Annotated in this window: 18 protein-coding genes; 7 read left to right on the top strand and 11 right to left on the bottom strand. The window is 72.7% G+C overall.

Annotated features, from left to right (window positions below; genetic code table 11):
• Nucleotides 1-31: 31 nt before the first annotated feature.
• Nucleotides 32-1,414, bottom strand: a complete 1,383-nt coding sequence (locus H1D33_RS04445; RefSeq protein ID WP_181569268.1) for an FGGY family carbohydrate kinase — start codon at nucleotides 1,412-1,414, stop codon at nucleotides 32-34.
• Between the two features lie 232 nt (nucleotides 1,415-1,646).
• On the opposite strand from H1D33_RS04445, the gene H1D33_RS04440 reads away from it, so the two are divergent.
• Nucleotides 1,647-3,566 carry a chorismate-binding protein gene (locus tag H1D33_RS04440; protein WP_181569269.1) on the top strand — a complete coding sequence of 640 codons (1,920 nt, stop codon included), beginning with the start codon at nucleotides 1,647-1,649 and terminating at the stop codon, nucleotides 3,564-3,566.
• Between the two features lie 73 nt (nucleotides 3,567-3,639).
• Here H1D33_RS04440 and wrbA read toward each other — a convergent pair whose 3' ends face one another.
• Nucleotides 3,640-4,257 (bottom strand): NAD(P)H:quinone oxidoreductase, encoded by a 618-nt coding sequence (gene wrbA / locus H1D33_RS04435; protein WP_181569270.1) that lies wholly within the window; start codon nucleotides 4,255-4,257, stop codon nucleotides 3,640-3,642.
• Between the two features lie 298 nt (nucleotides 4,258-4,555).
• Here wrbA and H1D33_RS04430 point away from each other — a divergent pair, with 298 nt between their 5' ends.
• Nucleotides 4,556-5,659, top strand: a complete 1,104-nt coding sequence (locus H1D33_RS04430; protein WP_181569271.1) for a winged helix DNA-binding domain-containing protein — start codon at nucleotides 4,556-4,558, stop codon at nucleotides 5,657-5,659.
• A 341-nt stretch (nucleotides 5,660-6,000) separates the two neighbouring features.
• Here H1D33_RS04430 and H1D33_RS04425 read toward each other — a convergent pair whose 3' ends face one another.
• From H1D33_RS04425 to H1D33_RS04410, 4 genes are read right to left on the bottom strand one after another with little or no spacing between them, the layout of a single operon-like run.
• On the bottom strand, nucleotides 6,001-7,209 hold the full coding sequence (locus tag H1D33_RS04425) for an ABC transporter ATP-binding protein (RefSeq protein WP_181569272.1): 1,209 nt from the start codon (nucleotides 7,207-7,209) through the stop codon (nucleotides 6,001-6,003).
• 9 nt (nucleotides 7,210-7,218) lie between these two features.
• A complete protein-coding gene (locus H1D33_RS04420; protein ID WP_181569273.1) occupies nucleotides 7,219-8,055 on the bottom strand; it encodes a carbohydrate ABC transporter permease in 837 nt (278 codons plus the stop codon).
• Between the two features lies 1 nt (nucleotide 8,056).
• A complete protein-coding gene (locus H1D33_RS04415; protein WP_246411695.1) occupies nucleotides 8,057-9,052 on the bottom strand; it encodes a carbohydrate ABC transporter permease in 996 nt (331 codons plus the stop codon).
• Nucleotides 9,049-10,332, bottom strand: coding sequence for an ABC transporter substrate-binding protein (locus H1D33_RS04410; protein WP_181569274.1), 1,284 nt, complete (start codon nucleotides 10,330-10,332; stop codon nucleotides 9,049-9,051). Before H1D33_RS04410 ends, H1D33_RS04415 begins: the two co-directional genes overlap by 4 nt.
• Before the next feature lie 207 nt (nucleotides 10,333-10,539).
• Between H1D33_RS04410 and H1D33_RS04405 the strand changes: the two genes are divergently transcribed.
• The 4 genes from H1D33_RS04405 (at nucleotide 10,540) to H1D33_RS04390 (ending at nucleotide 12,453) form a co-directional block, all read left to right on the top strand.
• Nucleotides 10,540-11,118 carry a DsbA family protein gene (locus H1D33_RS04405; RefSeq protein WP_181569275.1) on the top strand — a complete coding sequence of 193 codons (579 nt, stop codon included), beginning with the start codon at nucleotides 10,540-10,542 and terminating at the stop codon, nucleotides 11,116-11,118.
• Nucleotides 11,119-11,204: 86 nt separating this feature from the next.
• A complete protein-coding gene (locus H1D33_RS04400) occupies nucleotides 11,205-11,492 on the top strand; it encodes a ribbon-helix-helix domain-containing protein (RefSeq protein WP_107156908.1) in 288 nt (95 codons plus the stop codon).
• A 206-nt stretch (nucleotides 11,493-11,698) separates the two neighbouring features.
• The gene (locus H1D33_RS04395; protein ID WP_181569276.1) at nucleotides 11,699-12,130 is read left to right on the top strand and encodes a RusA family crossover junction endodeoxyribonuclease; all 432 of its coding nucleotides are present in this window, start codon (nucleotides 11,699-11,701) and stop codon (nucleotides 12,128-12,130) included.
• A 47-nt stretch (nucleotides 12,131-12,177) separates the two neighbouring features.
• A complete protein-coding gene (locus tag H1D33_RS04390) occupies nucleotides 12,178-12,453 on the top strand; it encodes a hypothetical protein (protein ID WP_181569277.1) in 276 nt (91 codons plus the stop codon).
• 83 nt (nucleotides 12,454-12,536) lie between these two features.
• Here H1D33_RS04390 and H1D33_RS04385 read toward each other — a convergent pair whose 3' ends face one another.
• From H1D33_RS04385 to H1D33_RS04370, 4 genes are all read right to left on the bottom strand, one after another.
• A complete protein-coding gene (locus tag H1D33_RS04385) occupies nucleotides 12,537-13,235 on the bottom strand; it encodes a hypothetical protein (protein WP_181569278.1) in 699 nt (232 codons plus the stop codon).
• A gap of 168 nt (nucleotides 13,236-13,403) precedes the next feature.
• The gene (locus tag H1D33_RS04380) at nucleotides 13,404-14,099 is read right to left on the bottom strand and encodes an AMIN-like domain-containing (lipo)protein (RefSeq protein WP_181569279.1); all 696 of its coding nucleotides are present in this window, start codon (nucleotides 14,097-14,099) and stop codon (nucleotides 13,404-13,406) included.
• Between the two features lie 371 nt (nucleotides 14,100-14,470).
• The gene (locus H1D33_RS04375; RefSeq protein ID WP_181569280.1) at nucleotides 14,471-15,256 is read right to left on the bottom strand and encodes a DUF4184 family protein; all 786 of its coding nucleotides are present in this window, start codon (nucleotides 15,254-15,256) and stop codon (nucleotides 14,471-14,473) included.
• A gap of 22 nt (nucleotides 15,257-15,278) precedes the next feature.
• Complete coding sequence (locus H1D33_RS04370) at nucleotides 15,279-15,977, bottom strand: HAD family hydrolase (protein ID WP_181569281.1); 699 nt, start codon at nucleotides 15,975-15,977, stop codon at nucleotides 15,279-15,281.
• 206 nt (nucleotides 15,978-16,183) lie between these two features.
• Between H1D33_RS04370 and H1D33_RS04365 the strand changes: the two genes are divergently transcribed.
• The gene (locus H1D33_RS04365) at nucleotides 16,184-17,500 is read left to right on the top strand and encodes a hypothetical protein (protein WP_181569282.1); all 1,317 of its coding nucleotides are present in this window, start codon (nucleotides 16,184-16,186) and stop codon (nucleotides 17,498-17,500) included.
• Between the two features lie 21 nt (nucleotides 17,501-17,521).
• On the opposite strand, the gene H1D33_RS04360 is transcribed toward H1D33_RS04365, so the two are convergent.
• Nucleotides 17,522-20,224 (bottom strand): MGH1-like glycoside hydrolase domain-containing protein, encoded by a 2,703-nt coding sequence (locus H1D33_RS04360; RefSeq protein ID WP_307755344.1) that lies wholly within the window; start codon nucleotides 20,222-20,224, stop codon nucleotides 17,522-17,524.
• Nucleotides 20,225-20,232 lie beyond the last annotated feature (8 nt).

Below are 20,232 nucleotides of genomic sequence, written 5' to 3'. Positions count from 1 at the left end.
GCCCGGACGGCATGAGCAGGACGGTCAGCGGCTATCCGTGCGGCGCGGCGTCGGCGTCGATCGGGCCGACGCCGCCGATGTCGGCCGCCTCCGGCACCCGCCCCAGGGCCACCGACGCGGCGCCGGTCGCCCCGATCTCGGGGTTGCGCTGCCACCGCACCGTACGCGGGACGAGCGCGTCGGCGAAGGCTGTGCGCCACCACGGGGAGGCGGTCAGCGCACCGCCGCCGAGCACCACCTCCATCGGGTCACCGACGCCGGCCTCCAGCAGCGCCAGGTCGTCGGCGACGAGCCGGCACAGCCCGCTCATCAGCCCGACGAGGATGTCGACCGCGGTGGTGCCGAAGCTCAGCCCGCCCAGCTCGCCCGACCCGGCCGGGGCGGTGCCCGGGGGCCGGTCCCCGCCGAGGCGGGGGTTGGCCCGCACCCGCCGGCCGGCCGCGGCGCGGTGCAGCGCCGCCTCCAGCTCCGCGCCCCGCGGCAGCCGCAGCTCGCGGTTCGCCCAGGCGAACAGGTTGCCGCCGCTGGAGTACGCCGCGCCGGTCACCACCCGGTCGTGGTCGACCCGGTAGCGCCACAGCTCGTCGGGCAGCGGCGGCAGCTCGGCGCCGGCCGGCACGGCCTGGATCATGCGGACCGCGGCGGAGGTGCCGATGGTGACCGCGGCCCGGGACTCGTCGACACAGCCGGAACCCACGTTGGACGCGGCGCCGTCGCCGACCGGCGCGGCCCAGCGCGCCCCGGCGAGCTGCGGCCAGCGCCTCGCGTGCTCCCGGTTCAGCTTCCCGTGCCAGTCCGGCGGGGCCAGCGGTCCCAGCCGCTCGGGCCGCACGCCGGCCAGCGTGCACGCCTCCGCGTCCCAGTCGAGCCGGCGCAGGTCGAGCAGGCCGGTGCCGGAGGCCAGCGAGATGGACATCGGGGCGTCGTCGAGCAGCGCGCCGAGCACGTACTCGGCCAGGCCGGCGAACCGGCCGGCCGGGTCGGCGCCGCGCTCGGCCAGCCAGGGCAGCCGCACCGACCAGTAGCAGCGGTGCCACCAGGTGCCGGTGCGCTGGTGGTAGGCGTCCGGGTCGGCCGGGCCGGCCACCGCGGCGGGTGGCGCGGGCCGGGTGTCCAGCCAGGTCAGCACCGGCCCGGACGGGGTGCCGTCGGCGGCCAGCGGCAGCACCGAGTGCCACTGCGCGGACGTCGCCACCAGGTCGACCTGCTCGAGGTGCCCGCCCGCGGCCAGCTCGTCCAGGCACTCGACGAGGCACGCCAGGTAGCCCGGGCCGTCAAGCGTCCCGGCACCGTCGTCGCCGGTGGCCAGGTGCACCTTGCGGCGGGCCAGCGCGCCGGGACGCGGCACCGCGTCGGCGTCCAGCACCAGTCCGCGTACCGAGGAGGTGCCCAGGTCCAGAGCGAGAATGTCCATCGCCGGACAACCTACCCGGCGCGGCCGGTGACCCTGATCGGGTTCCCCGCCACCGCCCGCTCGCGTACAGTGATCGTCATGCCCGCGCACCTGTCCTGCTGGTGGCCCGCCGACCCGGCGGCCCACCCCCGCGCGTAGCTTCCTGACGCGGCCGCCCGACGAGGCGGCCGCCGGTCTCTCCCGGCTCCCGGGTCGCCCTCGCCGGCGGCCACCGGCCCACCGAGGAGACCCGATGACCATCCCGTCCGACCCGCTGGCCGCGATCGCCGCCGGCCGCGACCCCGGCCCGTTCGCGCTCGTCCGCCGCGAGGGCGCCGACCACGTCGACCTGTACGCCGGCCCGGCCCGGCGCGCCGAACGGCTGGCCGACCTGCCGTTGCCCGACGGACCGGCCGGCCCGCGCACGCTGGCCCTGGTGCCGTTCCGGCAGATCACCGAGCGCGGCTTCGCCTGCGTGGACGACGGCCTGCCGCTGGAGTTCCTGGAGGTCCGCCAGCACCGGCGGATCCCGCTGGCGGAGGTGCTGGACACGCTGCCCGACGCGCCGGTACGCACCCGCGACGCCGGCTTCGACCTCTCCGACGACGAGTACGCGGCCGTCGTCGAGCGGGTGCTGACCGACGAGATCGGCCGGGGCGAGGGGGCGAACTTCGTCATCCACCGCACCATGCGGGCGAGCGTGCAGGGCGACCCGCTGGCCGCGGCGCTGGCCGCGCTGCGCCGGCTGCTGGTCGGCGAGCGCGGCGCGTACTGGACCTTCCTGGTGCACACCGGCGCCCGCACGCTCGTCGGCGCCAGCCCGGAGCGGCACGTCAGCGTGGCCGACGGCCTGGTCGAGATGAACCCGATCAGCGGCACCTTCCGGCATCGCGGCGCGGCGGCCGACCGGGCCGCGCTGCTGCGCTTCCTGCACGAGGAGAAGGAGGTGGAGGAGTTGTACATGGTGCTCGACGAGGAGCTGAAGATGATGGCCGTGGTCGCCGAGCACGGCGGCCAGGTGGTCGGGCCCTACCTCAAGGAGATGGCACACCTCACCCACACCGAGTACCTGCTGGCCGGGCGCTGCTCCCGGGACGTGCGGGAGGTGCTGCGGGAGACCATGTTCGCGCCGACGGTGACCGGCAGCCCGATGGAGAACGCCTGCCGGGTGATCGCCCGGCACGAGCGCGCCGGGCGGCGCTACTACGCCGGCGTGCTCGCCCTGCTCGGCCGGGACGCCCACGGCCGGCAGACGCTCGACGCGCCGATCCTGATCCGCACCGCCGAGTTCACCGGCGACGGCGCGCTGCGGGTGCCGGTCGGCGCCACCCTGGTCCGGCACTCCACCGCCGCCGGCGAGGTGGCCGAGACGCACGCCAAGGCGGCCGGGGTGCTGGCCGCGCTGGGCCTCGGCCCGGACGCCCCACGACCCGACGCCGCGGCCGCCGTCCGGCACGCCGACGATCCCGAGGTACGCGCCGCGCTGGCCGCCCGCAACCTCCCGCTGGCCCGGTTCTGGCTGCGCCAGCGGGAGCCGGGGGCGATCGCGTTGCGCGGGTTGGCCGGCCGCCGGGCGCTGGTCGTCGACGGCGAGGACACGTTCACCGGCATGCTCGCCCACCAGCTCGGGGCGCTGGGGTTGACGGTCACCCGCCGGGACTGGTCGCGGCCCGGCCCGCTCGACGCCTACGACCTGGTGGTGGTCGGCCCCGGCCCGGGCGACCCGCGCGACCCGGCCGCGCCGAAGATGGCGGCGATGCGGGCGGTGCTGACCGAGCTGCTCGCGTCGGGCCGACCGACCCTGGCGGTGTGCCTGGGCCACCAGTTGCTGGCCGGGCTGCTCGGCCTGCCGCTGCACCGGCGCGACGCGCCCTACCAGGGCCTGCCGCGCGACGTGGACGTGTTCGGGGTGACCCGCCGGGTCGGCTTCTACGCCAGTTTCACCGCCCGGGCCGACACCGACCGGGTCACCGGCGCGTACGGCCCGGTCGAGGTGTCCCGGGACCCGGCGGACGGCGCGGTGCACGCCCTGCGCGGCGCGGGTTTCGCCGGGGTGCAGTTCCACCCGGAGTCGGTGCTCAGCCGCGACGGCACGGCGGTCCTGGCCGACCTGCTCGGGCATCTGCTCGACCGGCCCGCGCTGAGCGCGCATGGGGTGGCCGATCGGGGGTAGGCCTACCGCGACCGGTGGTCCGCACGGGTTCGAGAGCCCCCGCCCGGACCACCGGTCGCCCGTCCGGCGCCGGTCAGCCGGCCATGCCCCGCTTGAGCGCGGCGCCCATCAGCGCCGCCCGCTTCGCGGTGAGCGCGGTGGCGGCCAGCGCGACGTGGTCGGGCGCCACCTCGCCGTTGTTGCTGGTGTGCGACGCGCCGTACGGGTTGCCGGCGACGAACTGGCTGGGATCGGTGTAACCGGGGGTCACCACGACCCCGCCCCAGTGGTAGAAGATCGTGTAGAGCGACAGCAACGTCGCCTCCTGACCGCCGTGCGAGGTGGCGGTCGAGGTGAAACCGGTGTAGACCTTGTCCGCCAGCGCGCCGTTGGCCCAGAGCGGGCCGGTGGTGTCGATGAACTGCTTGAGCTGCGCGGCGATCATGCCGTAACGGGTGGGCGAGCCCATGATCACGACGTCGGCCCAGGACAGGTCGTCCGGCTCGGCCTCCATCACGTCCTGGGTCTCCAGCCGGTGCGCCTGCCAGCCCGAGTTGGAGCGGATCGCCTCGTCGGGCGCCAGCTCACGTACCTTGCGCAGGCGGACATCGGCACCGGCCTCCTCCGCCGCCTCGACCGCCGACCGCGCCATCTGGTAGGTGATTCCGGTCGCGCTGTAGTAGATCACCGCGACCTTGACCTGGCCATCCATCAGACGTTCCTCCTCGATTCGCGGGTAAGCTCCGGCGACTACCCGTTACTTGCGGCGTCAAACGGCGCTCAAGATTTGCGCAAGTTCGGCGGGCAGCCGCTCTCCCGCCCGCGCGCACCGGGGATCCTGTTCCCACCGGCGCCGGCCGTACGCCGCCCCGCGTCGGGAACCTGAACGGGGGATCGCGCTCCGTCGGCAGCGCAGCCGGCGTAGCGCGATCAGGGGCCCCTCGCCGGCCCGCCCGACCTGTCGGCGCTCCGACCTATGCTGGCCGTCCACCTGCCGACGGGAGGCCGCCGTGACCGTACGCCTCAACCGCGCCGAGGCGCTCGCGCTGCGGATGACCAGCCTGTTGCTGCGCCCGCATCCGAGCCTGCGACCGCGGGGCGTGTCCGACGTGGTCGAGTGGTTCGGCGCCATGCAGGCGCAGGACGCGGCGAGCGGGGTGTGGTCGCTCGGCGTACGCCTGCCCGGGGCGACCCGCGACGACGTCCACGCCGCGCTGGAGCGGCGGGAGGCGCTGCGCACCTGGCCGATGCGGGGCACGGTGCACCTGGTGCCCGCGCGGGACGCGCACTGGATGCTGGCCGTCACCGGCGTCCGCTCGCTGGGCGGGCTCGGCGCCCGGTGGCGGCAGCTCGGGCTCACCCTCGCCGACGGCGACCGCGCCGGCGACGTGCTCGGCGAGGCGCTGACCGGCGGCGGCCGGCTCACCCGCGCCGAGTGCCTGGCCACGCTGCGCGCCGCCGGGCTGGACACCGCCGGCCAGCGCGGCTACCACCTGCTCTGGTACGCCAGCCAGCGCGGCATCACCTGCATCGCCCCGCACGTCGGCACCGAGCAGACGTTCGCGCTGCTCGACGAGTGGGCGCCGGACCCGCACCGCCCGGAGCGCGACGAGGCGCTGGCGATGCTGGCCCACCGCTATGCGCGCGGCCACGGCCCGGTGACCCGGCACGAGCTGGCCCGGTGGAGCGGCCTGACCCTCACCGACGCGACCCGGGCGCTGACTTTGGCCGGCGACCGGCTCGCCCCGGTCGAGGTGGACGGCGAGGCTGCCGTCGTCGACGCCGCGCTGCTCGACGCGCCCCGCACCCCGGTCGACGACGTGCACACGCTGCCCGGCTTCGACGAATACCTGCTCGGCTTCAAGGACCGGTCGTTGATGCTCGACCCGGCGCACGCCGACGCCGTGGTGCCCGGCAACAACGGCATGTTCCAGTCCACCGTGGTCCGCGGCGGCCGGGTGGTCGGCACCTGGAAGCGGACGCTCGGGGCGAAGGCGGTGACCGTGACCGTGCGGCAGCTCGTGCCGTTCGACGGGCCGCTGCGAGCCCGGGTCGACGCGACTCTGGCCGGCTACGCCGCATTCCTCGGGCTGGAGCTTCGTAACTCCTGGTAACAACGCGTCGATCCACCGAGTATGCCACAGCCGGTCACGCTGCGCAGTCGCCGCCTGCGTGCGTCGCCGACACCGCCGCCCTGCCGTCACGTCCCTGAACAGGTAATACGCGATGGAACGTTCGACCCGTCGGTCCACCTGTTCGCTGCCTTTGCTCTGCAGCCAAGGATGCATCAGGCCACGTGGAGTTACCGGTGCGTCGGAGGCTGCAGAGCAAAGGCGCCGCAGGCACCATCCGTCAGCCCGCCGGGGACATCACACACCGTGTCGAATCCCCAGGCCACGAGGACCGCGGAAGGGCCGGCGGCCAAGGCCGCCGGCCCTTCCGCGCGCACGTACGCTCAGTCGGCCAGCGCGCCGGCCGACCGCCCCTCGTGCAGCGTCAGGTTGCGGCCGCTGCCCGGGTCGAACAGGTGGATCTTCTCCAGGTTGAACCAGACCCGGCGCGACTCGCCCTCGCGCACCGGCGACTCCGCCGACAGCCGGGTGACCAGGCTGGAACCCGCGCCGGCGAAGTCGGCGGCGCCCGCGTCGGCGGCCAACTCCTCCAGCTCCGCGGCGGTGGCCCGCTCCCCCTCGACGGTGAAGTAGACGTACTTGTCCGAGCCCATCGACTCGACGATGTCGACGGGCGCCTCGAACTCCACGCCCCGGGCCCGGGTCTCGTCGTCGATCAGCGCCGCGTCCTCGAAGTGCTCCGGTCGGACGCCGAGGATCAGCTCGCGCGGCGCGTCGCCGGCCTCCAGCTCGCGGCGGACCCGCTCGCCGATCGGCACGTCGCCCAGCGCCGTACGCAGCCGCCCCTCCTCCACCTTGGCGTGCAGGAAGTTCATCGACGGTGAGCCGATGAACCCGGCCACGAACAGGTTGCGCGGGTGGTCGTACAGCTCCTGCGGCGGGCCGACCTGCTGCACCGCGCCGCCGCGCATGATGACCACCCGGTCGCCGAGCGTCATCGCCTCGGTCTGGTCGTGGGTGACGTAGACGGTGGTGGTGCCGAGCTGCTTCTGCAGCCGGGAGACCACGGTGCGCATCTGCACCCGCAGCTTGGCGTCCAGGTTGGACAGCGGTTCGTCCATCAGGAACGCCTTGGGCTGGCGCACGATCGCCCGCCCCATCGCCACCCGCTGCCGCTGGCCGCCGGAGAGGTTGGCCGGCTTGCGGTCCAGCAGCGCGGTCAGCTCCAGCACCTTGGCGGCCTCGTCCACCTTCTGGTTGATGGTCTCCTTGTCCATCTTCGCCAGGCGCAGCGGGAACGCCATGTTCTCCCGCACCGTCATGTTCGGGTAGAGGGCGTACGACTGGAAGACCATGGCGATGTCCCGGTCCCGGGGTGCCTTGTCGTTGACCCGGTCACCGCCGATGCGCAGCTCGCCGGAGCTGATGTCCTCCAGCCCGGCGATCATGTTGAGGGTGGTGGACTTCCCGCAGCCCGACGGGCCGACCAGGATGACGAACTCGCCGTCGGCGATCTCCAGGTCGACGTCCCGCACCGCGGACGTCCCGTCCGGGAACTGCTTGCTCACCTTGTCCAGCACGATGTCAGCCACTGTTACCACCTATCCCTTGACTGCGCCGGAGGTCAGGCCGGAGACGATGCGGCGCTGGAAGAAGAGCACGAACAGGATGATCGGAATGGTGATCACCACGGCGGCGGCGCAGATCGCCCCGGTAGGGTCCTCGAACTGCGACTCGCCGGTGAAGAACTGCAGGGCCACCGGGACCGTGCGGGACCGCTCGGTCGAGGTGAGCGTGATCGCGAACAGGAAGTCGTTCCAGCAGAAGATGAAGACCAGGATGGCCGTGGTGAACACGCCCGGCGCGGCCAGCGGCGCGATCACCCGCCGGAACGCCTGGCCCTGGGTGGCGCCGTCCATCTTCGCCGCCTTCTCCAGGTCCCACGGGATCTGCTTGAAGAACGCCGACAGCGTGTAGATCGCCAGCGGCAGCGCGAACGTGATGTACGGCAGGATCAGGCCGGGCCAGGTGTCGAAGAGGCCGAGCTGACGCTCGATCTCGAACAGCGGCGACACCAGCGACACCTGCGGGAACATCGCGATCAACAGGGACACCCCGACCAGCAGCTTCTTGCCGGGGAAGTCCAGCCGGGAGATCGCGTACGCGGCCATGGTGCCGAGCACCACGGCGATCACGGTGGCGATCAGCGCGATGCCGATCGAGTTGACCAGGGCGCGGACGAACTGACTGGTGTCGAAGATCGTCCGGTAGTTGTCCAGCGTCCACTCCCTCGGCCAGAACTTGCCGTCGGTGAGCGTGGCCGGGGTCTTGAACGACAGCGAGGCGATCCAGAGCACCGGCACCAGCGCGAAGACGACGACCACGAGATCGAGCACGCCCCAGCGCAGCTTCGCCCGGGTGGTGGTTTCCACGGCCATGTCAGCGCCTCTCCCCATCGTCGCTGCCGGGGGCAGCGGTGCCGAACAGCTTCACGAAGACGAACGCGATGATCGCCACGGTGATGAAGATCAGCACCGACATCGTGGAGCCGATGCCGAGGTTCAGGCCCCGGATCAGGTTGTTGTAGGCCAGCATCGACACCGACGAGGTCTCGTTGCCGCCGTTGGTCAGCACGAAGATGTTGTCGAAGACCCGGAACGCGTCGAGCGTGCGGAACAGCAGCGCGACCAGGATCGCCGGCTTCATCACCGGCAACATCACCTTGGTGAACCGCTGCCACGCCGTCGCGCCGTCGGTGGACGCCGCCTTGAGCAGGTCCTCCGGCACCAGCGCCAACCCGGCCATCAGCAGCAGCGCCATGAACGGGGTGGTCTTCCAGATCTCCGCCAGCATGATGATCGCCAGCGAGCTGGCCCGCTCGGTCAACGGCGCGCTGCCGTCGAACAGGTTCGCCAGATATCCGGTGCCGGGCGTCCAGGCGTACCGCCAGGAGAACGCCGCGACCACGGTGACGATGCCGTAGGGGATCAGCGCCGCGGTGCGCACGATGCCCCGGCCGACCAGCGTCCGGTGCATGATCAGCGCCAGGCCCATGCCGAGCACCAGCTCGACCGCGACGGTGACCACCGTGATCAGCATGGTCACCCCGAACGCGGTCCACCAGAAGTCGTTCGTCAGCACGGTGACGTAGTTCTCCAGCCCGACGAACTGCCGCTCGTCGGGGAACCGCAGGTCGAAACGCTGCAACGAGAGCCAGACCGAATACAGGATCGGGTACGCGGTGACCAGTACCATGACCAGCGCGGCCGGCGCGCAGAGCAGCCAGCCCAGGCGCCGCTCGGCGCGCTTGTTGTCGCTCAGCGGGGCGGCGGAGCCGCGACGGGCCCGCTGGGTGGGCACCGCGGCGTGGCGACCGGTCGACTGCTCCGCCTCGGCGGCGGCCTCCGCGCCGGCCGGAGTGGCGTTCACGCTCATGGCAGGACACCCTTCGACTCCAGCGCGTCGGCGATGGCCTTGCGCAGCTCGTCCGCGGTCCGCTCGGGGTTGATGCCTGACGGCGGCGACAGGATCGCCGACATCACCGTGGAGATGCTCTGGTACGCCGGGGTCAGCGGACGTACCGCCGGCTCCTTCAGCTCCTCCAGGATGGTCTCCTTCATCGGGTACGCCTTGGCCATCTCCGGGTCGTCGTAGACCGACTCGATGGTCGGCGGCACGCCGTCGTTGACCGCGGAGAACTTCTGGTGCTCCGCGCTGCGGATGCACCGGGCCGCCTCGAACGACTCGGTCGGGTGCTTCGAGTACGTGCTGACCGCCAGGTTGACCCCGCCGATGGTGACCTTGCTCGGGGTGTTCGCGTCGATGCCCGGCACCCGCGCCCACTTCACGTCCTTGGCCAGCTCGGGGTTGGCCTCCTGCATCGCCGGATACACGAACGGCCAGTTCACCTGGAACGCGCCGCCGCCGGACTGGAACTCCAGCCGCACCGGGTCCTCGGTCGCGTTGCTGAACGACGGCGAGGTCACGCCCGACGTGGCGAACGTCTTGAGCTGCTCCAGCGCGCGTACGGTGCCGGCGTCCATCACGGCCTTCTTGCCGTCGTCGCTGAGGATCTTGCCGCCGGCGCTCTCGGCGAGCGTGTTGTAGAGCACCACCAGGCCCTCGTACTGGGCGCCCATGGTGAGCACCCGGTAGGGCTTGTTCTGCTCCTTGAGCCGCTGCGCGGCCGAGATCATCTCGTCCCAGCTCTTCGGCGGCTCCTGCACCAGGTCAGAGCGGTACCAGAGCAACTGCACGTTGGTGTTCTTCGGCGCGGCGTAGAGCTTGTCCTCGTACCGGGCGGTGTCCAGCGGCCCGGCGAGCGTGCCCTGCTCGACCTCGGCCTTGTCCTGGCCGGTCCACTCCCGCACCCAGTCGGCGCTGGCGAACTCCTGTGTCCAGGTGACGTCCAGGCCGAGCACGTCCATGCCGCTGTCCTGCGCCGCCAGCCGCCGCACCATCTGCACCCGCTGCTCGTCGGCCTCCCGCGGCAGCACCCGGTAGGTGATCCGGTAGCGCCCCTGGGCCTGCGCGTTGCAGTCGTCGACCACCTTCTGCAGGTTCTGCTCGGGCGGGTAGTACAGGTTGATCGTCGGCGGGCCGCCGTCGCCGCCGGAACCGCAGGCGGCCAGCGGGGCCAACAACGCCAACGCGGCGGCCGCAGCCGCCGCGCGTCTCACCGGCCGCCGTGCGGCCGTGTCGGGGACTGTCGTCATCACCCTCCCCCTCTCTTCGGCGAAGAACCGGGGAGGTCACCCGTGCCCCGGCGCACGGCGAGACGGTCGAGGCACCGGCCCGTGCGCCCGACGCCCCGGGCGTTTCGTGGGCTCGAACGTGCCCGACCTGCGACGAAGCGAAACATCACGGTCACGTGACGGTCACCCCGCGCTGCGAGCCCACGCCCCCGCGCCTAGGTTGGTGGGATGGACGCCACCTTCTTCTTCGACCCGGCCTGCCCCTGGACCTGGCGCACCTCCCGCTGGCTCGTCGCCGTCGCCCAGGCACGCGGGCTGAGCGTCGAGTGGCGGGCGTTCAGCCTGGCCATCCTCAACGACGGGCAGGTCCCGCCCGAGTTCGCCGAGGCGATGGCGGCCTCCGGCCGGGTGCTGCGGATGGTCGAGGCGCTGCGCGCGCAGGGCCGGCACGACGACGCCGGCCGCCTCTACACCGAGCTGGGCACGCGCACCCACGACGCCGGCGACCCCCTCGGCGACAAGAGCGTCGCGGCGGCGGTGGACGCGGCCGGGTTGACCGACGCGGCGGCGGCGCTGGACGACGAGCGCTGGGACGCGGCGGTGCACGAGTCGCACGCGCTGGCGTACGGCTCGGCCGGGCCGGACATCGGCTCGCCGGTGTTGATGGTGCCGGACGCCGCCCGGGGCATCCACGGGCCGATCATCACCGAGGTCCCGGGCACCGAGGACGCGCTGACGATCTGGGACTCGATGCTGCCGCTGATCCGCCTGGACACCTTCCACGAACTCAAGCGAGCCCGCCGCTGACCACCGGCGTTTTACGCGTTGTACGCTGCTGTTGTGATGGAGCGTGAGTACGCCTGAACCGAGGCCGGCAAGGCGAGCGCCACGCGATGAGCGCTGGCCGTGATCCGCGGGCGATGAGCCGCGAGGAGTTGGTCGCCTACTTCGACCGGGGCGGCGACATCTCCGAGTTGCTGCGCGACGCGACCCGGGGGCCCGACCTCGGGCCGACGCCCGCGCCGGAGAGCGTCCCGATGGTGGTGACCGGAGTCCGGCTTCCCTCGACGATCGTTCGGCAGCTCGACGAACTCGCCGGCAACGACAAGGGCGGCCGGTCCGGTCTCATCCGCCGGGCGATCGACGAGTACCTGGCCCGACACGCCGGTGAGGCGGCCTGAGCCGCGTCCCACCAGGTGAACGGCGAGACTACCGGGCGGGACGGGGCTGGGCTAGCGTTTCCCTCACTCCGTGGCCCCGCGCGTCGCCGCCGCTGTCGACCCGCCGCCGGCTGTCCCCCACAGCCTGCTCGATCGGTGGGTTCTCCCGGGAACCGCCGCCCCCGTGCGTGCCGGTTGGGCAGGATTCGCCCCGAGGAGGTGCCGTCGTGCAGGACACCCGCGCTCTCGCCCTGTCGTTCGAGGTGAGCGGCCTGCCCCCGGTCAAGACCGAGGCCCTGTCCATCTTCGCCGCCGGCCACCGCCAGGCGACGAGGGTCCGCACCCTGCTCCAGGCCGCCTGCACGGCGGCCCAGCGCACCGGGTGGACCCCGCTCGCCGGGCCGGTGGAGGTGGACCTGACCCTGCGGTGTCCGCCCGGGCACCGCACCTCCGACGCCAGCACGCTGCTGGGTGGCGTGTGCGCGGTGCTGCAGGACAAGAAGCGGGTGTCCAGCATCGGCCTCGCCCACCTCGGGGTGCTGGTCGACGTCGCGCTCTGGACCGACGACCGGCAGATCCGCCGGCTGTCGTACGCCGAGGAGCCGGCGGAGGAATTCTCGTACCAGGTCCGGGTCGCAGCCGTACCGACGATGGTTTGACCGACGCCCGCGGTGGGGTACCGCGGACGCCGACGAAGGGAGCGCCGATGTCGGAGCCACATGTCACGCTCGATCCGAGCGGGCTCGACCCTGTGCAGCAGAAGCTGCGCGGCCCGCTGGAGGATCAGCTGACCTCGGCCCTGCAGGCGGCGGCCGAACGTGTGCGCGCCGGCTACGCCGGGGAACCCGTGGAGGACGTCTGCCGTCGGTTGCTCGACGAGACCCGGTCCGGCCTGCACCCGGACATCGCCGCCGGCTTCCAGCCCGACATGGACGAGTTCTGCCGGGTGGCCGTCGCCATCGTCCGCGGCGAGGTCGGCTGAACCGGTCTCCGCGGCCCTCCTCGCGGCCGACTCCGGGCGGAACGCCCACGTTCTTGAGCACTTCCAATCCGCTGGACGACGACTCAACGCGGGGTGAGCGCCGATGAAATCTCGAGCAGGTCGGCGGACGGATGCCCGGCCGGCCCCTCAGGGTTCCGCCGGCTGTACCGGCCGTCGCAGACGAGAGCACCGTCGGCCCGCGTCCGCCAACGAGGCCACCGTTCCGGCTCGCGGAGCAGGTAGGCGGCCAACTCGTCGGCCTCCGAGCCGGCGCCGCAGGCGCGCAGCGCGGCGGTCGTCATCGCCGTCGCCTCCGGCGGCACGTCCGCGTCTCCAAAGGTGGGCAACAGCAACAACAGCCGGGCGGACGGATCGACGACGCCGTCCGACGCACTCGAAGGATTCGCCGCACCGGTCAACTCCGGCCAGCTCAACCCCGGTCGGAACTCGTGCCCTCCCACGTTTGCCAGATCGACCTGGTATCCCCGCTCGGGCTGACAGAGAATGAAAAAATTGCCCTTTTCGCCGGGTTCATTCCAATAAACGAGATCAATCTCGTAACCGTCGGGGAGCGCGATCCGGAAAGATGGCCACGCATCAGCATCGGTAAGGCGCGAGAAGTAGTCGAAACAGTCATCCAGGGCGACACCGAAAGCCGAGGCGACCAGCGAGTCGCGGTGCGGCGCCATCGTGCCGGCCAAGAACGTCGGCCAGAAGAGCGCATCATTCAGCAGGGGCGTGCCGTCGACCAGGGGGATATCCTCGTATCCGGCAATCATCACAGCCCAGATCGTGCCACTCGTACGCGCCCCAGAGAAAGCACCCACCAGAGCACGCTCTCGCCCTCCGCCATTTTCCCGTGACGAAGTGCGGTCGCGCATGCGCTATTGCCGCCAGCCACGCGGCAGCTCCGCCCCTCGCAATTCCTGTTACTTCGACGGTGCCGGTGATCAGCCCCGCCGGACGTCGACGGAGACCACGTGGGTGCCGTCCGGGCGGGTGGACTCGCCCAGGCGTACCGGCACCAGCCCGCCGTCCGGCGGCTGGAGGCCGAGCCCGAAGCTCAGGTGCCCCTCGAAGTCGCCGGCCGCGGCCCAGCCCAGCAGCGTGGGGTAGCCGATGGCCGCCGGCGGCACGTCCGCCGTGCCGCCGCCGCGCGCGTCGTGCCCCCGCGCCGGGGAGAACCGCACCGACAGGTAGGCGGTGCCGGGCAGCTCGACGGGCGCGCCGCGCCCCTCGGTGACCACCTGCGGCACGTAGCCGACCCGGTAGGACGGGGTGGGCCCGCGGAAGGCGAACGTGATGCGGCTGAAGCCCTCCTCCGGATGGTCCCCGACCTGCACCGCGACCAGGACGGGCAGCGGTCCGCCGGCGTTCGGGGTGGCCGGTGCTCGCACCGCGTGGGTCACCTGGGCGGGCGTGGCGGGCACCGCCCAGCCCCAGGTCCGCCGCCACGGTCCGGTCGTCGCCGCCGCGTCGGAGGACGCGGGCAGGGTGGCGGCGGGAGGCGGGGCGGCCGTCGTGGCCGGCGCGGAGGTCGTCGAGGTCGGGGGTGCCGGATCCGGGCCGTCGTGGCCGGGCGTCGTGCAGGCCGCCGCGAGCAGCACGACCAGGCCGACGAGCGGCGGTACGCGCCGAAGAGTCATGACTCAGTGTCGCTCCGTCACGGGTCGGTGCGCCAGAGGCGTCCCGCCCGGCGTCGGCCGGACGGGTCAGGACCGGGTCCGCAACTCCCCGGCCCTGACCCCGGCCGTCCGGCAAGGTATCGGTTCGGGCCGCGGGAACACGGCGGGCGTGGCACGACGCCCACGCCGGGCTCCACACAGCGAACCGGTTCGCCCGCACTCAGCTCCACGGTGCTCTCACCACCGGACTCCGGTGCGCCCCCGACTCACCCCGACGAGGCGTGGACGCCGGCCCAGGTTAGGCAGGTCAGCCCAGGTCGGACAAGCTCCGGCCGAGCCGGTCGGCTGTGATTGATGTCAATGCCGAAAAGCGGCATGTCGACGTAACAAGGTCAGCCGATCGGGCGCTGTTCGTCTTCGAGACGCGGGCTGCGGTCGGCGTCTCCCGACCGCGCGGAGCGGGCCGCCGCGGCGCCCGCGATCAGCGCCAGCGCCCCGAGATGCAGCACGCGCACCCCGGCCGGCGCGGCGACGGTGGCCGCCGGCAACCCGGGCAGCAGCAGCGCACCCAGCGCGGTGACCGCCAGGGTAACCCGCCAGAAGACGAGCGGGTTCGTCTCCGGGAACGGTGGCGGGTCGCCGTCGAAGATCCCGCCCCGGCGGGCCGCGTACACCGCCGCGGCCACCACCAGCAGCCCGCCGCCGAGGCTGGCGACCACGTCCGCGAACTGCCACCAGTACCAGCCGGTCAGGGCGTGGAAGTCGGCGACGCCGAGCAGCCGTGGCACCCGCTCGGAGTGGCTGACCCAGTCCCACCCGACGTGGCTGAACGCGCCGATCAACGCCGAGCAGACGGTGACCTGCCAGGGGTGGCGCACCCCGGCCAGCGCGGCGTACTGCGGCCAGCCGAACAGCCTCGGCGCGGGCAGGTGCGCGGCGATGCCGGCGACCACCCGGCGGACGATCCAGGCGTACACGAGCGCGACCGGCAGGCCCCACCAGAGCAACCCACCCAGCGTGTGCGTGGTCGGCCCGAGATCGAAGCGGGTGCCGGTGAACAGGTAACCGACGTCCGGCGCGACCGCGCCGGTGGCCAGCGCCACCCCGTCGAACCAGTGCGGACGCCACCACTTCAGCGGCAGCACCGGCGCCAGGTGCGAAGGGAACGTCAGCGGCACATCCCGGACGTTACCGGCCGGGTCAGAAGTGCCGGACCAGGTCGGGGAACGCGGCCAGTCGGATCACTCCCGGGTCGGACGGATCCAACTCCTCGTGCTCCAGCACCCAGGTGTTCTCGTTCGGGATGAACACCGCGTTCATGCCCGCGGCCCGGGCGGGCAGGATGTCCGAGCGCGGCGAGTTGCCGATCATCCACGCCTCGCCCGGGTCGAACGCGTGCTCGCGCGCCAACCAGCGGTAGGTGTCCGCGTCCTTCTCCGGCACGATGTGCGCCGCCCGGAAGTGGTGCAGCAGCCCGCACGCGTCGAGCTTGCGCTGCTGCTCCTCGCGCTCGCCCTTGGTGAGCAGCAGCAGCTCGTGGCGGGTGGCCAGGTCGTCGAGCGTCCGGGCCACCCCCGGCATCAACTCCACCTGGTGCCCGACCAGCGCGGCCGCGAGCTGCTCGATCTCGACGCGCTCGGCGTCGGTGGCCGGGCGCTCGCGCAGCTTCTCCAGGCACTCGGCGAGGCTGCGCAGGAAGATCTTGCTGCCGTACCCGTGGGCCTGGGCGTTGGCCCGCTCCACGTCGTCGAGCACGGCCCGCAACTGCGTCCGGTCCAGGGTCGGATGGTCGAGCCAGGTGAGGAAGTCCTCGATCACCCGCTCGAAGAGGACGTTGTTCTCCCAGAGCGTGTCGTCGGCGTCGAAGACCAGCACGGCGGCCTTCCGGCGTTCCCCCATCGCACCCCTCCCCCTCGCGGCCCCGCCACCGTACTACCTGAAGGAGGGGCCCCCGCTTAACGTTTTCGGTAGGGCAGGGGCCCCCGCTTAACGCAAGGCGTTAAGAGGGGCCCCCTCCTTTCATGCCGGGTGGGTCGGCCGGTCGGCGGGTGGAGAGAGGCGGCTACCCGACTGCGGAAAACCTGCTCGGGCGGGATGCTTCAGCGATGACGACCTCACCCGCCCCGGCCCGGCCCCGGCGCCGCGCGTTCCTCGCCGGGGCGGCCGCGCTCGCCGTGGCCGGCGGCGCGTTCCCGGCGGCCCCGGCCCACGCCGTCAACGCCACCCACACCACCGTGGTCAGCGCGAAGCCGGCGGCCTGGACGCCGCACGCACTCGACGGCACCGTGTACCGGATCCTCCAGGTCGGCAACCGCGTCTACCTCGCCGGCTCGTTCACCAAGGTCCGCAACGCGAACACCACCGCGCAGCTCGCCATGCCCCGGCTGGTGGCGTTCGACGCCACCACCGGCCGGATCGACACGACGTTCAAGCCTGCGGTCAACGGCACCGTGAAGGCGCTCGCCGCCTCGGCGGACGGCCGCTCGCTCTACCTCGGCGGCGCGTTCACCACGATCAACGGCGTGGCCGCGCCCCGGGTGGCCCGAGTCGACGCGGCCACCGGCGCGCGGGTCGCCGGGTTCGCCCCCGCGGCGCTCAACAACCAGGTCAACGACATGCGGCTGGTCGGCAACCGGCTGCTCGTGGGCGGCGCGTTCCAGACCGTGGGCGGGGTGACCCGGCGCGGCCTGGCCGCCCTGAACGCGACCACCGGCGCCGCCGACGCCTCGGTCGACCTGCGGCTGGACGGCGCGCGGGTCACCTCCTCCGGGGCCACCTCGCCGGTCAAGGTGGAGGCGCTGGACGTCTCCGCCGACGGCGGCCGGCTGGTCTTCGCCGGCAACTTCAGCACCGTGTCCGGCGCGGCACGGCACCAGCTCGCGGTGGCCGACCTGGGCGCCACCGGCGCCACGCTCTCCGGCTGGGCCACCACGCGCTACCAGCCGCAGTGCGCCAAGACGATGCCGGCCTACCTGCGCGGGGTGGACATCTCGCCGGACGGCGCCTGGTTCGCGGTGGTCACCACCGGCGGCCCGTTCCCCGGCACGCTCTGCGACACCGCGGCGCGTTTCGAGTTCGGCGCCGCCACCGCGGGCAAGCAGCCGACCTGGGCCAACTACACCGGCGGCGACACGCTGCTGTCGGTCGCGGTCACCGGCGCGGCGGTCTACGTCGGCGGCCACCAGCGCTGGCTCGACAACCCGTCCGGGCGCAACTCGGCCGGCCCCGGCGCGGTGTCCCGGCCCGGCGTCGGGGCGATCAACCCGACCACCGGCAAGGCGCTGGCGTGGAACCCGACAAAGGACCGCGGGGTCGGCACCGCCGACCTGTACGCCACCGACCGCGGCCTGTGGCTCGGCAGCGACACCGTGACGGTGGCCGGCGAGTACCACGCGCGGGTGGCGTTCCTGCCACTGCCGTGAGGCGGTGCGACGGCGCCCGGCTCAGCGGCGCCGGGTGAGGATCAGGTCGGCGACCAGCGCCGTCCAGCCGGTCTGGTGCCACGCGCCCAACCCGGCGCCGTTGTCGCCGTGGAAGTATTCCGGGAAGCAGATCAGGTCCCGCCAGTCCGGGTGGGTCTGGAACAGTTGCGCCGCCCCGTAGATGGGCCGCCGCCCCCACCCGTCGCGGGTGAACAGCGAGATCAGCCGGGCCGAGAGGTCGTCGGCGATCTCGTCCAGCGTGTGCTTCACCCCGGAGCGGGTCGGGTACTCGACCTGGAGGTCGTCGCCGAAGAACGCGGCGTGGTCCCGCAACGCGTTGATCAGCAGGAAGTTCGTCGGCATCCAGATCGGACCACGCCAGTTGGAGTTGCCGCCGAACAGGCCGCTGGTCGACTCGGCCGGCTCGTAGCCGACGCTGAACTCCTGCCCGCCGAGCGTGACCGTGAACGGCTTGTCCAGGTGGGCGCGGGAGAGCGTGCGCAGGCCGTACTCGGAGAGGAACTCGTCGGTGTCGAGCATCCGGGCCAGCAGCCGCACCACCTGCTCCGGGCCGACCATGGACAGCAGCCGCTGCTGGGTGCCGTCCGGACCGAGCCGGCGGGCGCCGATCACGTCGGCGTACTCGGGGCGGTTGGTCAGGAACCAGCGCAGCCGGGCGCCCAGCTCGGGCAGGCGGCGCATGGTCCGCGCGGTGAGCCGGGTGACCGCGGCCAGCGGCAGCAGCCCCACCACCGAGCGGACCTTCAGCGGCACCTTCGTGCCGTCGGCCAGCCGCAGCACGTCGTAGAAGAACGCGTCCTCGGCGTCCCACAACCCCTGCTCGTACGCCGCCGCGGCGATGTACGCGAAGTGCTCGAAGAACTTCGTGGCGGTGTCGGTGTACGCGTGGTCGTGCTCGGCCAGCACGATCGCCATGTCGAGCAGGTTGAGCGCGTACATGGCCATCCAGCCGGTGCCGTCGGACTGCTCCAGCGTGCCGGCCACCGGCAGCGCGGCCGAGCGGTCGAACGGTCCGACGTTGTCCAGGCCGAGGAAGCCGCCCTCGAAGACGTTGTTGCCGCCGGTGTCCTTGCGGTTGACCCACCAGGTGAAGTTGAGCAGCAGCTTCTGCATCACCCGGGCGAGGAACTCGTGGTCGCGGGAGCCGTCGATCTCGAAGACCTTCAGCGCGGCCCAGGCGTGCACCGGTGGGTTCACGTCCCCGAACGCCCACTCGTACGCCGGGATCTGCCCGTTCGGGTGCAGGTACCACTCGCGCAGCAGGAGCAGCAGTTGCTCCTTGGCGAAGCCCGGGTCGACCCGGGCGATGGTCACGCAGTGGAAGGCCAGGTCCCAGGCCGCGTACCAGGGATATTCCCACGGGTCCGGCATGGAGAACACGTCGAAGCTGGTCATGTGCCACCAGGCGCTGTTGCGCCCGTGCCGGCGGCCGGCCGGCGGCGGCGCGGACCCGGGATCGCCCTCCAGCCAGCGCTTGACGTCGAAGTGGTAGAACTGCTTGCCCCACATCAGCCCGGCGATGGCCTGGCGGGCGATCAGCGCCTCGTCGGCGGTGGCCGCGGCCGGGATCAGGCTGTCGAAGAACCGGTTCGCCTCCGCCCGGCGGGCCCAGAGCACGGTGTCGAACCCGTCGCCGAGGTCGGCGGGGGCGGGCGGGTCGGCGGCCGGCGGCGGGGCGGTGCGGGTCAGCCGCAGTCGGATCTGCCGCTGCCCGCCGGCCGGCACGTCCAGCACGTAGTGCAGCGCGCCCTTGGTGCCGACGCGCTCCGGGTTGACGGTGGCCGCGCCGGCGACCACGTGGTCGTTGATCCCGTCCTTCGGGTACGCGGAGCGCCCGGCCAGCCCCCACAGCCGCTCGGCGTTGGTCTCGTTGTCGCAGAGCAGCGGCGTCGGGTCGCCGTCGCCCTCCAGCAGCAACTGGCCGAGCACCCAGTGCTCGCCGACCAGCCGGGAACCGGTGCCGTGCAGCGCCGGCACCCGGTCGGCGCCGGGCAGCCCCCACGCCCAGGTGTTGCGGAACCAGAGCGTGGGCAGCACGTGCAGGGTGGCGTCCTCGTCACCCCGGTTCGCGACCGTGACCAGCACGCACATGTCGGTCGGTGACGCCTTGGCGTAGTCGACGGTCACCGCCCAGTACCGGTCGTCGTCGAAGATGCCGGTGTCCACCAGCTCGTACTCGGTGTCGTCGCGGCCGCGCAGCGCGTTCACCGCGACCAGCTCGTCGTACGGGAAGGCGGCCTGCGGATAGTGGTAGCGCCAGCGCATCCACGAGTGGGTGGGAGTGCTGTCGAGATACCACCAGTACTCCTTGACGTCCTCGCCGTGGTTGCCGCCGTCGCCGCCGAGGCCGAACATCCGCTCCTTGAGGATCGGGTCCCGGCCGTTCCACAGCGCCAGCGCGAAGCAGAACGTCTGCCGGTCGTCGCAGACGCCCGCCATGCCGTCGTCGTTCCACCGGTAGGCTCGGGACCGCGCGTGATCGTGGGGGAAGTAGTCCCACGCCGTGCCGTGCTCGCTGTAGTCCTCCCGTACCGTCCCCCACGCCCGCTCGGACAGATAGGGGCCCCATGCGCGCCAGTCCTGCTCCCCGGCGTCGGCCTGGGCGAGGCGGTGCCGCTCGGGGTCGGAGGTCGCGGAGGTCGGGCGGTCGGTGATCACCCGCACATCTTCGACGCCGCCGGGGTACTTCTCCACAGCGGCCATTGTCGTCG

The sequence above is a fragment of the Micromonospora ferruginea genome (assembly GCF_013694245.2).
Lineage (GTDB): Bacteria > Actinomycetota > Actinomycetes > Mycobacteriales > Micromonosporaceae > Micromonospora > Micromonospora robiginosa.
This window is presented reverse-complemented; position numbering and strand designations above follow the sequence as displayed.

What these genes read in the sequence shown, in the direction of transcription:
- H1D33_RS04445 (WP_181569268.1), bottom strand. Translation starts at nt 1,414, where the DNA reads ATGGACATTCTCGCTCTGGACCTGGGCACCTCCTCGGTACGCGGACTG.
- H1D33_RS04440 (WP_181569269.1), top strand. Translation starts at nt 1,647, where the DNA reads ATGACCATCCCGTCCGACCCGCTGGCCGCGATCGCCGCCGGCCGCGAC.
- wrbA (WP_181569270.1), bottom strand. Translation starts at nt 4,257, where the DNA reads ATGGATGGCCAGGTCAAGGTCGCGGTGATCTACTACAGCGCGACCGGA.
- H1D33_RS04420 (WP_181569273.1), bottom strand. Translation starts at nt 8,055, where the DNA reads ATGGCCGTGGAAACCACCACCCGGGCGAAGCTGCGCTGGGGCGTGCTC.
- H1D33_RS04415 (WP_246411695.1), bottom strand. Translation starts at nt 9,052, where the DNA reads ATGAGCGTGAACGCCACTCCGGCCGGCGCGGAGGCCGCCGCCGAGGCG.
- H1D33_RS04410 (WP_181569274.1), bottom strand. Translation starts at nt 10,332, where the DNA reads ATGACGACAGTCCCCGACACGGCCGCACGGCGGCCGGTGAGACGCGCG.
- H1D33_RS04405 (WP_181569275.1), top strand. Translation starts at nt 10,540, where the DNA reads ATGGACGCCACCTTCTTCTTCGACCCGGCCTGCCCCTGGACCTGGCGC.
- H1D33_RS04400 (WP_107156908.1), top strand. Translation starts at nt 11,205, where the DNA reads ATGAGCGCTGGCCGTGATCCGCGGGCGATGAGCCGCGAGGAGTTGGTC.
- H1D33_RS04390 (WP_181569277.1), top strand. Translation starts at nt 12,178, where the DNA reads ATGTCGGAGCCACATGTCACGCTCGATCCGAGCGGGCTCGACCCTGTG.
- H1D33_RS04380 (WP_181569279.1), bottom strand. Translation starts at nt 14,099, where the DNA reads ATGACTCTTCGGCGCGTACCGCCGCTCGTCGGCCTGGTCGTGCTGCTC.
- H1D33_RS04370 (WP_181569281.1), bottom strand. Translation starts at nt 15,977, where the DNA reads ATGGGGGAACGCCGGAAGGCCGCCGTGCTGGTCTTCGACGCCGACGAC.
- H1D33_RS04365 (WP_181569282.1), top strand. Translation starts at nt 16,184, where the DNA reads ATGACGACCTCACCCGCCCCGGCCCGGCCCCGGCGCCGCGCGTTCCTC.
- H1D33_RS04360 (WP_307755344.1), bottom strand. Translation starts at nt 20,224, where the DNA reads ATGGCCGCTGTGGAGAAGTACCCCGGCGGCGTCGAAGATGTGCGGGTG.